Below are 12,897 nucleotides of genomic sequence, written 5' to 3' on the forward strand. Positions count from 1 at the left end.
TTACCCGGCTTATGTTCATATTATTTTTTTGCAATTTTTGCAGCAGCCGGTGAATTGCCAGGTGTGATGACCATACCTTCCTGTAAGTGGTCAAGCCCTGTGGATACAATTCTGTCGCCAGGTTTCAGGCCTCCTTTAATCAGATAGTCTGCGCCGCTTTTACCAGCGATATCAATCATTACCCTGCTGATTTTATTGCTGTCAGCCAGTTTATAGACAAAGACCTTATTCTGAAGTTCCATTGTCGAGGCTTGAGGAACCATTAAAGAGCTTTCATGAACCTGATCAATTCTAACTTTTCCTGTATTCCCTGCGCGCAGCAAACCATCTGCATTCGGGAATGTTGCCCTTAGCATGATTGATCCGGTATTCTTGTCAAATTGTCCGTCAACCATAGTGATGTGCCCTTTATGCGGATAAGTAGTATAGTCAGCAAGAAGTAATGAAACAGGTGGTATTTGTTTAATCTTTTCGGTCAGTGTTTTACCAGAATATTGTGCTTTGAAATTGATGAAATCACTTTCTCCTATAGAAAAATAAGCATAAATTTCATGTACATCCGAAAGTGTTGTTAATGGCTGCTGATCACTTTTGCCAACTAAACTACCCAGTCTGCGTGGAATTCTGCCAATAAAGCCACTAACCGGAGCTTTGATATTGGTAAAAGCAATGTTGATCTTTGCAGAACCTACAGCAGCTTTAGCCTGCTCAAGATTTGCTTTTGCTACCTGATGAGCAGCCTGCACTGTTTTCAACTGTATAGGTGAAACGACATTGCTTTTAACTAAAGGAACAACCTTATCTACTTCAAGCTGTGTATTGCTCAATGTTGCTTCTGCAGCATGCATAACGGCAATTGCATTATTTAGCTGCTGCTGATAAGGCTGATCATTAATTTTAAACAGAAGCTGGCCCGCCTGAACAAAAGCACCCTCATCAATATATACTTTATCCAGGTAGCCATCTACCTGAGGTCTGATTTCGACATTCACTTTTCCTTCAAGTGTGCCTGTATAGTCTTTGGTGGTCGTTACTGCCGATTTAGTAAGCGTTATTACAGGTATTGTTGGAGGAGGTGCCTGTGCGCCCTGGTTTTCTTCCGTTGAACGGCAACCAAATAAAACAGTGATCAGTAATGCGGAATAAAATAAAACGCCAGGTCTTCGTAATAGAAGAGATTTGTTTTCAACTTTCATGAGTCTGTTAGAATTTTCATAATTGCGGAAATCCATATTCATTTGAAATACAGATTACAACGCTGCAATTTTATGATTAAAGACACAGAATAGAGCTGAGGAAATAACTGAGAACGCTTTATTGGCAGATGAAGCAACCTTCAGTGCAACTGAATCAGCTATCGAGCCATCTTTTAAATTGACTGGCCTTTTCCTTACTGATATGGATATCAGATGGTGCTGCGGGTGCGAGCATAAGTTTTAATTTTCCATTAAAATAATTGTGAATACTCTCCAGACTTTTGATGTTGATCAGGTATTGTCTGTTTGCGCGAAAAAATACTGCGGGATCCAGCTGTTCTTCCAATTCATCCATGGTATAGGAAATGGCCTGCTCCTTTGCATCGCAGGTAACGATATTGGTAATTTTGTTTTCTGAATAAAAATAGGCTATATCCGGGACTGTAATGGTTTTGTAGCCGTCTCTGTATGGAATCAGAAAACGGGAGCGGTAATTTGGATTTTGTTTTTTAATAATCGCAACGACCTCTTCAATTGTTCCGGAAGATATCTTTTTGGTGTTCTGTTGCTTAAATTTAGAGATACTTCCTTTTAATTCGTCTATATCTATTGGTTTTAAAAGGTAATCAATGCTGTTCACTTTAAATGCGCGTAATGCATACTCATCATAAGCAGTAGTAAAGATGACAGGTGCAGTAATTTCAACTTTAGTGAATATCTCAAAACAAATTCCGTCTGCTAAACGTACGTCCATTAGAATCAGGTTGGGATGTGGATTTGTGCGCAGCCATTGTACACTGTCTGCTATCGTATCGAGTGTAGCTACGATTTTAATTTCGCTATCTATTTCAAGCAATATCTTTTGCAGGCGTATCGCATTTAATTTTTCATCTTCTATGATTAATACATTCATTTTATATTATTCTGATATTTCTAATAAGGGTAATTTAACTATGAATGTGCTTTCATTCTCAATTATTTGTGGACATGCATCCGATAACAGGCGATAACGGCTGATAATATTTTTCAGGCCTACTCTTGTTGATGGGATATGGAAATTTACCAGCTGCAAATTATTCGAAACCTCCAGCCATCCATCTTCGTCTATCCGAATGTCAATGTATAGCGGACGTGAGCGTGATGCAATATTATGTTTAATTGCATTTTCTATCAGTAGTTGCAAAGTAATAGGAGGAACACCTTTTGTTTCATAGTTTTCGGGTATGTTTATATCAATCTGCAGGTTATCGGATACTCTTATTTTGATCAGATAGATATAAGAATTGATAAACTTGATTTCATCCTTTAATGAAATAATATCTCTGCTCAGGTTAATAATCATATAACGGTATACTTTAGAGAGATTATCCAGAAAAAGGAGGGCAGAATCCGGGTTTTCAACAATCAGGCTGGATAAAGTACTGAAATTATTGAACATAAAATGAGGGTCAAGCTGCGCTTTTAAGGATTGCAGCTCTGCCTGCATGGCTATCTGGTTAAGGTCATAGGCTTTGAGCTCAAGTGCAGAGGTTTCCAGCATAGACATTTTCCATTTACGAAGGAAGAAATCAGCAGTGTAAATAGCACTGATGAAGGTACTGATCACAATACTGACCATACAAACCTGCCAGGTATATGTTTTTTCACTCTGCGAATAGTTATTAGAGGCAGGATAAACAAGATGATCAATGTAGAGCAGCAGGCTAATCACCACACCTGCACTGATAATCTGTAAAAAAAACTGACAAAAGAAGCGTAATACAGGAGATTCCAGCCAGGGAATATGACGGTCAAGCCATCGGGCTATGAGTAAACTGGATTCTGTAATCAGAAAACAAACCAGCATGACACCGAGCCATTCTGTGAGTAATGATAATATATTCTGATCGAAATATCTGTTCCAGGATGGATCATATGGATTTAGCAGGTAAATGAAAATGTAAAAACAAAAGAAAACAATAGGTAAAATGAAGAACCTGAAGTTCTGATAAAAAGCACGTTCGCTTACTGTTTTATTCTTGGCCATAGCTTTAGTGTTTATTATTCATCAACATAACAGGTAATAACTTGTAAAATTAAGGCCAGGGTTAAAAATGTAATGAGCTTGTTGACTGAACATTATATTTATTATGCTGAAACAGTCTTTTGAGGGACTCAATAGTATCGGCCTTAGTCCTGGTTTTTAACAGATAAGACAAAGATAGAAAAACAGATTTCATTTAAATTCAAGCAGACGCTTAGCTTTTTCGGTAATCATTAATATCTTAGCAACATGTCATCACATCACATAGTCAGAGAAAAACAGGAACCAGCCTTATATATTCACAATCTGGGTAATTTCGATGAAGAATATCTGGGACAGATTCTGGAATGGAGTCCTACATTAATCGTTAATGGTGCGATTTATGAAAAAGTTCTGAGCCTGGGATTAAAAGTAGACGTAATTTTGAATAACATAGAAGGATTAGTCCCTCAGGAAAATACAAAATCAATTATTGGCCCCGGTGATGATTATAACACGGTATTAAATTATCTGATTTCAGAAAAATACCCGGCAGTAAATATCATTGATGAGGATAAGGCTTTATCAGATCTGGCTTTCTATCTTCCTAAAATCAATATAGTTCTCTTTACAGCAACAGAAAAATCATACGCTGTCAAAACAGGGTTCAATGTATGGAAGCCTGCTGGAAGTATATTTCTGATTGACGTGGTTTCTTATTTTGAAGCGACAAACCTGATGCAGCAGGAAGAACGGGAATTTGAAGTTGTTAAGGATGGTTTTGTGGAATTTACCTTTGCTACTGAATATGTGTTTTTAACAGAAAAGATATGATTACTCTAAGAAAAGCAAAAGAAGATGATTTAACTGTTATCCAGCGGATCGGAACAATTACATATGGGCCAACTTATACACATTTGCTTGGTCAGGAGCAGGTTGACTTTATGCTTGATAAATTTTATAGCATTATTGCTTTAACAAAGCAAATGATGGAAGGGCATACCTTTTTAATTGCCCAGGAGGGAGATACAGATCTGGCCTTTGTCTCTTATTCATTAGAAGAACACGGGAAACATAGTATTATCAAACTACATAAACTATATGTCCTGCCCGAGGCACATGGAAAAGGATTGGGGAAACTTCTGATTAATGAAGTGCGGAATAAAGGGATTGAATCTGGTGCAGAGAGTCTGAGACTGAATGTAAACCGTTATAATAAAGCAAAGGATTTCTATGAAAAGGCTGGTTTTATAATCAAAGAAACCGTCGACATTGAAATTGGCAACGGTTTCTTTATGAATGATTATGTAATGGCACTGCCTTTAGTACCTGTAAAACCGGCCTAATTAACTAATTTAGGTATCCTGGTTGGCGTATCTGTTCCTTTTACAATAGTTATTGCACTTTTAGCAATAGCTTTAATCGTAGATAATATATTATCGGTATCCAATGTGCTGTACTCATCTTTCACAGTATGATAAAACTTGTCTGTATCTATCTGATCAGTACTGATCGTATGTGCAGGAACGCCTAAAGCAGCTAAGGTCGCATTGTCACTTCTGTAAAAAAGGTTCTGCTTCGGATAAGGGTCAGGATGAAAAGTAAATGCTGTTCCTTCCAGATTTTTTTGGAGAATCTTTCCGAAATCAGATTTATCATATCCTGTAATAAAAGCTGTATTTTTACCGAACTTACTTTCTTTTCCGATCATTTCAATGTTAAACATGGCCACAACCTCGTCAGGATTTAATTGCTGAGAGAAATACCTTGCACCAAAACCTCCTATTTCTTCTGCTGTAAAAGCAACAAAAATAAGTGTACGCTCATTGTTATTCAGTTTCTTATAATATTTAGCAAGTGCTATCATGGCTGTAGTGCCCGAAGCATCATCATCAGCACCATTTGCAATGCTATCCTGATCTGCTGAATGAATAATACCCAGGTGATCATAATGACCTGAAAAAACCACTAGTTCTTTTGCTTTTGATTTTCCTGGAATAATTCCTGCGACGTTAAACAGCGGTAATTTCTCAATGCTGTTTTTTGCGGATACACTGAAAGTTTTTAAAGTAGTATCAGCAGATAATATCATAACCAGAACAGGCGGGTTGGCCTCAGCTGGTTTTTCCTGATCAGTAACAGCTGCTATTGAAACATACTCTCTTAACTGATTAAATTCAGTAGTAAATTTTTTATCTACCAGTACCAGCTGGCGTTTTTTATTACGCACTAAAAGTTTGTATTGTTCTCTGAATGGTTTTGAAGGATCAAGTTTAACCCAACCATCGCTATTTGTATTGTCTAAAGTCAGACTGGCAGTTGTGTTTCCCCAAATGGCTACTTCATCAGGAGCTATAGTTTTACCATCAATTGATACTTCGGCTGATATTGGTTTAACCTGGTACTTATAGAAAGTTTGTCTGTAGTCCTTTGCTCCTTTTAGTGGTTGTAAGCCAATTTTCTTAAATTCACCTTCAATAAAAGTTGCGGCTTTATCAATACCGGGACTGAATGTCGCTCTGCCCTGCATATCATCACTACTCAGGGTTTTAATCAGGTTGTCGACATAATCTTTAGAGATAATTTTATCAATATCCTGGGCTGTTGCCGTTCGGGCGATAAAAAGTAAAATCAAAGGGTAATAAAAGTATTTCATCATAATTTAGTTAGTGTTTCTTTTTGTTTTTCTATAGCTGTGGCAACTCTGGTACCGTATACCCCGTCTGTCACTTCAATTTCGAAATCCCTGTCCTTCTCAGAGCTGTGCATCTGGCTGGTTTCAAGATTCTCAACAGATCTGTCATATGGCCCTCTGGAACTCATCATTTTCACAAAAACGGGCAGACATTCAAAGAAAATAAATAGCAGGCCAATAAACGAAACAGCTAATGCTGTTGTGCTATCCCTTGTGCCATTTGTATTAAAACTCAATTGCCCTAATGCCCAGTTGCGATCAGCAAAGCCTGCGATGTTTGTCAAACTATCGAGCTGTTTTCCTGTATAAAGCCGCTCTGATAATAGCCCGTCAAATTGTTTTCTGCCATCTACAAAATTCTCCATTCTTCTTACATCCGAATTCAGTGAATCCAGGTTCTGTTGCCGCTGTTTTAATTCTTCCTCTTTTCTTTTGGCATAAGGGCCATATCCCATTACTCCTGATGTTTCAGTTGTCTTAGTCCCGAAGACTTCAAAGTTAAGTTTTTGTCTGTCACTTTTAATTCCGCTTTCTAAAGAATCCCGTTGCGCTTTAGACTCCTTAAGTTTGTTCAGTTCTATGGTATATTTATTCGTGAATGCCTTATTGAGTGTGTCAATCTTTGCACGCTGGTTGTTCAGATAACTTACTTTTAGGCGTTCTTTAATTTCTTTATCGAAGATTTTAAGCTCTAAAGGACGTGAGATGACCATACCGATCATAATCGCGAGTAATATACGTGGCGTTGCCTGCAGAATTTGTTTGGTTGAAGAAGAATTCTTGTTAATACTGGACACAATATAACGGTCCATGTTAAAGATGGCCAGGCCCCAGAGGATGCCGAAAAATATAGCAAAAAGTACAGCGGCAGTATCGCCTTTAAAAACGAAGTACATGGCATATCCACCAGATAATGCGGCAAATAAACCTGTAAAGAAGATAGTTGCGCCAATACCAACATATTTATTATGTTCAGTAGGGTGCTTCTCTAATGTAGGCTGGTGTATTCCAGAACAGAACCAGAAGAAACGTGTCAGAGCATCCATAATAACAAAGTTAAGAAAGAATACTATTAAACGCCCGGCATTCTTAGTTGTTACAGGGGATATGGCGAAACCATAAAATTTGACTTGTGATTAGCAGATAAGTTGTTGATAAACTTTATATTTGGCAATTAAATATGGATAACCGGCTGTCCATTTAAAAGCTTAAAAGATGAAAGAAATTAGCGTAGAAGAACTGAAACAAAAAATAGATAACAACGAAGATTTTCAACTGATTGATGTGAGAGAAACTTTCGAATACGATACTTCAAACCTTAATGGTGAGAATATCCCTTTGGGAGGAATCCTGATTGAAGTTGATAAAGTTTCTAAAGATAAACCTGTCATTATGCAATGCAGAAGTGGTAAACGCAGTGCAGCAGCAGTAATGCAGTTAGAGCAGCTTCATGGTTTCACAAACCTTTATAACTTAAAAGGTGGTATCCTTGCATGGCAGGCCGCGTTTGACCCTAGCATGCCAGTTTACTAAGATGAAGAAGAAGATTGCATTAAATACATTTTATACCATTGGTATAGTAATTTCTGTGATAGGTCTTAAATGGGCTTTCCAGAACACTAATTATCCAATTGCCGGATTATTAATCGCAACGGGTTTGTTTTTTATCTACCTGAAGATTAATATCGTAAAAGAGGTAAGAGCTGGTATAAAAGAAAAAGAAAATAGCCTGAATTCATCCGTTAAGGATGAAACAAATTAGGAGAAAGACCTTTCAGCCCTAAACCTGGAAGGTCTTTTAATATATATCTGCCGTTCTCAAACGGAGGTTGCTCAAAAGGGTTATTTGTAGTCAGAAAAGGGCCATCCAAATCTACCCAGTCACATAAAGGGGCTAAAGCAAGTCCTGCCCGGGTCGCTATAGAAGTTTCACTCATACAGCCAATCATTACCTTCATCCCATAAGAACGGGCTTTTAAAATCATCTGATGGGCTTCATACATGCCGCCACTCTTCATCAGTTTAATATTTATTCCATGATAAGCTCCTTTAACCTTATCGATATCTGATAAACGCTGTACGGCTTCGTCTGCAAGAATAGGAATCGGACTGCGTGTGGTTAACCAGGCATTACCTTCCATGTCTTTTTTGTCCATTGGCTGCTCAATTAAGACCACACCCTGATTATATAACCAATAAATAAGATCTATAGCCGTTTTCCGGTCTTTCCAACCCTGATTAGCATCTGCATAAAGCGGCAGGTTACTTACACTTCTGATCGTGCTGATCAGCTCTTTATCATTCGCAGATCCTAATTTAACCTTAAGTACTTTAAAGCCTTTTGCCTCTGCAACCTTTTCTTTAATAACTTCTGGTGTATCTATCCCTATCGTATAAGAGGTAACAGGCATTTTTGCAGGATCTGCTTTGTAAATTTCATAACAAGGTTTCTGCAATAGTTTCCCATTGATGTCATTTAGTGCAATGTCAATAGCGGCCTTTACAGCCGGGTTGCCCTGATCGATAGCATCCAGATAACTTATGATGCCGCTAAAGTCGAATGGATAGGTAAAACGCGTCCAGTCTACTTTTTTAAGAAAAGATGATGCAGATTGATAACTCTCACCCAGATAAGGAACCATGGAAGCTTCACCATAACCGTCAATATTTTCATAAGTCAGCTTTAGCAATAATAAGGGAGTACTTGTTCTGGTAAAACCGGTAATAGAAAAAGGATGTTTAAGTTCCAGGTTAAATGAAATATGAACTGCTTGCATGTGTTTTAAAAGCTTTTGGTAATATCAAAGTTAAAAAATGGGCGCCTCACCGAATGTAAAAATAATATCCCTAATATTGCGCTTAATATGAGTAACACAATCTATCAGCCGTTTAAAAACTTCGACTTTAAATTTAAAAACTGCTTTCTGAGCGGAGATACTTTTGATGCACCAATCATTCAGACAAATATATTGCCTGAATGGCTGCTGGAAGTAGCTGATTTTAGCGGAGATGAGCAGATTAAGTTACTGGATGAATCCATCAGGTCATATAATACCCTGAAAGTTCCGGTAAGTGAAGAAGTACTGCTTAATTTTATTGGGCCTCTGGAAGATAAAATAGCGGCAGCCTTTGCAGAAGGATTTGCGGGGGTATCTAAGCTCGAAGAAATGGATTTGTTTAAATGGGTTGGCAAATTCCTATACAGCCTGATTTATATTGAAATGAACGCGGCTGTTCGTTTGCAGCAATTGAGTGATGACGGATTAAATATGTCACAGGGGCTGATGCATAAATTCGGAAATTTGCAGACCATGATCCAGAGTATTTACCGGAGTGTAGTTCTGGAAGATTTTACGCCCTGGTCTTTTGTGATTGTACCTTTGGAACAGAATGATATTCCTTTCAGCTTCAGAGATGAAATCAACACTTTGACTTTCTCCTTGAAATTGAAAGATTTTGGGATCATAGCCTGTTTACAGGATAATGGGACAAATAAAAGATATCACCAGGAGATTCTTGATCAGATTGGAGCGGGTAAAGTAACAGATCAGCAATTCGAAGAACTTTGTGCACGTTTCTTCTATTCTGCTTATTTATTCAACCGCTTGCCTGAATATACTATTATGCCTGTTGAAGGGGCTATTTATATTGATGCTATGCCTTTAAGAGGGACTACTAATAAGCCCCTGTTTGATGTGTGGCAGCATAAAATTTATGCCCAGGTACTGGAGACTTTCTGGAAGCCGTGGGGAAACTTGTTGATGGAAATCAGAAAAGATCCGGCAGCACCAACAAGTTATTTCAATCCCCCTTCTTTACCAGCTACGGATTAAATGCCGAAACGGCCCGAAATTGCAGCAATAAAATGTGGTACAATACCTGGTATCACTAATATGGTGACGATAATACCAGTTATTGCACCGAATAAATGTGCATCATGGTTAATGTTATCTCTGGAACTTTTTGACATATAATAAGAGTATACCAGGTATAATACGCCAAATAAAGCTGACCAGATAGGAATAGGCAAAGGGAAGATCATTAGCGTATTTAGCGGATAGAATAGAATATAACTGAATAATACGGCAGAGATTGCTCCCGAAGCCCCAAGGCTATGGTAGTGATAATCATCTTTATGTTTGATTACAGAAGGGATATCACTTAAAATAAGCCCGATAAAATAGATCATTCCAAATCTTACGCTTCCTACAGTAGCTTCTAAAGTAAAAGCAAAGAAATAGAAAGTAAACATATTAAAGATCAGGTGCATCCAGCTTCCATGGATTAACCCGCTGGTAAACAGTGTGTAAACATTGCTTCTGCGGTAAACGCTGTAAGGGTGGAGCATGAATTTCCCATAAAGAGAAGTATCATTAAATGCATAAATACTGGTTACCAGTGTAAAAATGAAAATCAGAGAGGCAACTGGTGTGTTTAAAAGATATTCTATCATGTTGTATTGAATCGGATTTAAAAATTATTGCAATCTAGCAATTGGATAGCGTAAATGTGTTTTTTCATAATAATTTGAATTCTTATAGACGAATTCCAGTTGTGCAGAAGGGTTTTGAGCAAATGTGCTGTCACTTATCTTTTTCTGATTCAATCTAACTCTGAGATCAGGGTTGTCCTTTAATAATCCGGCTGCGGTATCTTCAAATACATAAGGGGAATAATGTTCTTTCTGATCCAGTATAGAATCAAAGAAGTTCCAGTTAAAGAAAGAATCTGTTGCCTGTGGTTCCAGTGTTTCCATAATATATCTGTTTTGCGGCTGATCTACATAAACCAGAAAATCACCCTTATAAAAGTTTAAAGTCTGTTTCTGGGTGCTGATCTCCACATTGTTATGGATATAGTGACCTTCATAAGGTCTGGAAGAAGTCTTATAGTCAGTTATATAGTAAACATCAACAGCCAGTTCTTTATCCTCTTTTAACTCCTGCAGTTTCACGCCGTTTAACTTTAGCAAGCCAATTACCTTATCCCATCCCTTTGGAATTACATAAGCCAGAGGTTTTTGTACGGTAAGCTGTGGCTCAAATTTATTCCAGTATTTAATGTTTTTGGTATAAGGCTCGTTTCTGTCATAGTAGAGCCTGTCTGTACCACTTACGGCGCTTGGTTTATACTTGGCAGTAAAACCTTTAAATGAGAGCAGCTCGTACTTAGATTCATTCAGCTTCCAGCTTAGTGGAAATTCTTTTTGTATGGAGGTAGCTTCATCAGCTTTGCGTTTATTTTCACCAATGACTTTCGCATCTTTGCTCACCAGGTCAATATAGGTTTGCAATAAAAGATAAGTTGATTCAACCCTTTTTTGATAAGCTTTCAGCATGTGCGTTTCGGGCATAAAACCAATTGTGTTATGTAAAGCTGCATAACCGGTCGAATAACGTGGGGTTTCCAGAAATCCGGTAATACCTGCGTCCGGGGTGGTTTCGACCGAATTGATATAGGGGATCAGCTCAAATCCTTTTTTCTTCATTTCTGCGTACAGGGCAGGAACCATCGTATTGGTCAGATAACCAGCAAGAATAGGGTTTAATTTATCCTTCTGTGTAGGGATCAATGTTATGGTATATTGATAATCTGCCCCATTGCTGGTATGGGTATCTACAAAAATCTCTGGCTGCCAGGTATTAAATATTTCCTGAAAGGCTGCAGAGTTCTTGGAATCAGTTTTAATGAAATCCCTGTTCAGATCGTAATTTTTACTGTTCCCTCTGAAACCGTAAGCTTCAGGTCCATTCTGATTTGCTCTGGAAGTACTGCTGCGGTTAAATGACCCATCTATATTGTAAACTGGTATAATACAGATAACAACGTTATCAGGTAAATGATTGCCCTTTAATAAATCTCTGGCCAGCATCATGGAGGCATCTATACCTTCGGGTTCGCCAGGATGAATGCCATTATTAATTAATAAAATCCTTATGTTATTTTTCCTGATTTCAGCAGGATCAAAGATCTCGTTTTTAGATAAGACCAGCAGATTCAGTGGTTTCCCAAAATCTGTAGTGCCATAGGAAAGAAACCTCGCCTGTGGCGATTTTTTAGCCAGTTGATTGTAGAAATCAATAGCTTCCTGGTAAGTTGCTGTCTGGTTCTTGTTACTTAACTCGTAAGGCGTTTTCTGTGCAAATGTTTCCATCGTTAGGGTAAGGATTAAAAACAAAAAAGGATATTTCATTAGAATATATTTATGAACGGTTAATCACCTTGTAAGGCTAAAATCGCCGGAATGTTTTTTTATATAAGCCCATTTTTCCGAAGTTATATTTAACTCCTACAGAATAGAAGGCATAGATATCCGGGTTGCCGGATCTATGTCTCACAGAAGAATCGTCGTAACCATCCAGCCCTTCTCCCAGGGTTACATTGCTCTGGCAGTTAATGTTCAGTGCATATCTGTAAAATCCATCGCGATCCGGGAAAAAGAAATTGATTCCAAGATTCAGTGGGAAGAAAATGTCTTTTGAAGCATTCTCTCCCGGATAATAAACATCGGGGTCAGTGAAGCTGTATCGATTGATCCCTTTCATCTTGTTTTGTATAACCCCTATTCCAGTGCCTAAATACAGGCCTCTGAAATGGTTTGAGAAGCTGTTATAGTTAAAATCTATAATTTGTCCCAAAGATATTCTTCCATTAATAGCTATTGCCTGATACGAGTTGATGAATTGGCGGTTATATGGATCGGTCTTCACATTTCCTCCGTTGATTTCCCCTTTCTGGAATTCCAGACCAAGGCTCATATAGGGTGTGAATAAGTAATCCAGTGTGCCATATCCAGCCAGCCCAAAGTCATGTTTTCTGACATCTGCAAAAGACTGTGTGATACCTGCCCCCACACCAACAGAAAGTTTGTAGAAATTTGACTGTGCAAAACACGAGAATGTTAATGTGATTAAAATGGTCGAAATAAGTATCCTTTTCAAGTTATGCTGATTGTTTATAGATAAAATATCATCTTTGGCTATCTTTAACCATTCAAAAGTCTG

General features: G+C 38.0%; 14 protein-coding genes. 5 read left to right on the plus strand and 9 right to left on the minus strand.

The window, feature by feature from the left end; genetic code table 11:
• Window positions 1–20: 20 nt before the first annotated feature.
• From HDE68_RS07245 to HDE68_RS07255, 3 genes are all read right to left on the minus strand, one after another.
• Complete coding sequence (locus HDE68_RS07245) at window positions 21–1,196, minus strand: efflux RND transporter periplasmic adaptor subunit (RefSeq protein WP_183880467.1); 1,176 nt, start codon at window positions 1,194–1,196, stop codon at window positions 21–23.
• 154 nt (window positions 1,197–1,350) lie between these two features.
• Window positions 1,351–2,109 (minus strand): LytR/AlgR family response regulator transcription factor, encoded by a 759-nt coding sequence (locus tag HDE68_RS07250; protein WP_183880469.1) that lies wholly within the window; start codon window positions 2,107–2,109, stop codon window positions 1,351–1,353.
• A 6-nt stretch (window positions 2,110–2,115) separates the two neighbouring features.
• The gene (locus tag HDE68_RS07255) at window positions 2,116–3,222 is read right to left on the minus strand and encodes a sensor histidine kinase (protein WP_183880471.1); all 1,107 of its coding nucleotides are present in this window, start codon (window positions 3,220–3,222) and stop codon (window positions 2,116–2,118) included.
• Between the two features lie 246 nt (window positions 3,223–3,468).
• Here HDE68_RS07255 and HDE68_RS07260 point away from each other — a divergent pair, with 246 nt between their 5' ends.
• Entirely contained in the window at window positions 3,469–4,032 is a 564-nt protein-coding gene (locus HDE68_RS07260; RefSeq protein ID WP_183880473.1) for a thiamine pyrophosphokinase, read from the plus strand.
• The gene (locus HDE68_RS07265) at window positions 4,029–4,544 is read left to right on the plus strand and encodes a GNAT family N-acetyltransferase (protein WP_183880475.1); all 516 of its coding nucleotides are present in this window, start codon (window positions 4,029–4,031) and stop codon (window positions 4,542–4,544) included. Before HDE68_RS07260 ends, HDE68_RS07265 begins: the two co-directional genes overlap by 4 nt.
• On the opposite strand, the gene HDE68_RS07270 is transcribed toward HDE68_RS07265, so the two are convergent.
• Entirely contained in the window at window positions 4,541–5,857 is a 1,317-nt protein-coding gene (locus HDE68_RS07270; RefSeq protein WP_183880477.1) for a M20/M25/M40 family metallo-hydrolase, read from the minus strand. The two genes, HDE68_RS07265 and HDE68_RS07270, sit on opposite strands and share 4 nt — an antisense overlap.
• The gene (locus tag HDE68_RS07275) at window positions 5,854–6,939 is read right to left on the minus strand and encodes a DUF4407 domain-containing protein (RefSeq protein WP_183880479.1); all 1,086 of its coding nucleotides are present in this window, start codon (window positions 6,937–6,939) and stop codon (window positions 5,854–5,856) included. The genes HDE68_RS07270 and HDE68_RS07275 overlap by 4 nt, the downstream gene beginning before the upstream one ends.
• A gap of 169 nt (window positions 6,940–7,108) precedes the next feature.
• Here HDE68_RS07275 and HDE68_RS07280 point away from each other — a divergent pair, with 169 nt between their 5' ends.
• Together HDE68_RS07280 and HDE68_RS07285 are read left to right on the plus strand one after the other, a co-directional pair.
• Entirely contained in the window at window positions 7,109–7,426 is a 318-nt protein-coding gene (locus tag HDE68_RS07280; protein ID WP_183880481.1) for a rhodanese-like domain-containing protein, read from the plus strand.
• Window position 7,427: 1 nt separating this feature from the next.
• Entirely contained in the window at window positions 7,428–7,655 is a 228-nt protein-coding gene (locus HDE68_RS07285) for a DUF6358 family protein (protein ID WP_183880483.1), read from the plus strand.
• On the opposite strand, the gene HDE68_RS07290 is transcribed toward HDE68_RS07285, so the two are convergent.
• Window positions 7,636–8,670 (minus strand): dipeptide epimerase, encoded by a 1,035-nt coding sequence (locus HDE68_RS07290; RefSeq protein WP_183880485.1) that lies wholly within the window; start codon window positions 8,668–8,670, stop codon window positions 7,636–7,638. The genes HDE68_RS07285 and HDE68_RS07290 overlap by 20 nt on opposite strands.
• A gap of 87 nt (window positions 8,671–8,757) precedes the next feature.
• On the opposite strand from HDE68_RS07290, the gene HDE68_RS07295 reads away from it, so the two are divergent.
• Window positions 8,758–9,726 (plus strand): hypothetical protein, encoded by a 969-nt coding sequence (locus tag HDE68_RS07295; RefSeq protein WP_183880487.1) that lies wholly within the window; start codon window positions 8,758–8,760, stop codon window positions 9,724–9,726.
• Here the strand turns inward: HDE68_RS07295 and HDE68_RS07300 are convergent.
• Genes HDE68_RS07300 through HDE68_RS07310 form a run of 3 tightly spaced genes read right to left on the minus strand, consistent with a single transcriptional unit; the run spans window position 9,723 to window position 12,834 of the window.
• Entirely contained in the window at window positions 9,723–10,346 is a 624-nt protein-coding gene (locus tag HDE68_RS07300; protein ID WP_183880489.1) for a rhomboid family intramembrane serine protease, read from the minus strand. The two genes, HDE68_RS07295 and HDE68_RS07300, sit on opposite strands and share 4 nt — an antisense overlap.
• Before the next feature lie 24 nt (window positions 10,347–10,370).
• Window positions 10,371–12,086, minus strand: a complete 1,716-nt coding sequence (locus tag HDE68_RS07305; RefSeq protein ID WP_183880491.1) for a M14 family metallopeptidase — start codon at window positions 12,084–12,086, stop codon at window positions 10,371–10,373.
• 37 nt (window positions 12,087–12,123) lie between these two features.
• The gene (locus HDE68_RS07310) at window positions 12,124–12,834 is read right to left on the minus strand and encodes a hypothetical protein (RefSeq protein ID WP_221300693.1); all 711 of its coding nucleotides are present in this window, start codon (window positions 12,832–12,834) and stop codon (window positions 12,124–12,126) included.
• Between the last annotated feature and the right edge of the window lie 63 nt (window positions 12,835–12,897).

The organism is Pedobacter cryoconitis (genome assembly GCF_014200605.1).
Lineage (GTDB): Bacteria > Bacteroidota > Bacteroidia > Sphingobacteriales > Sphingobacteriaceae > Pedobacter > Pedobacter cryoconitis_B.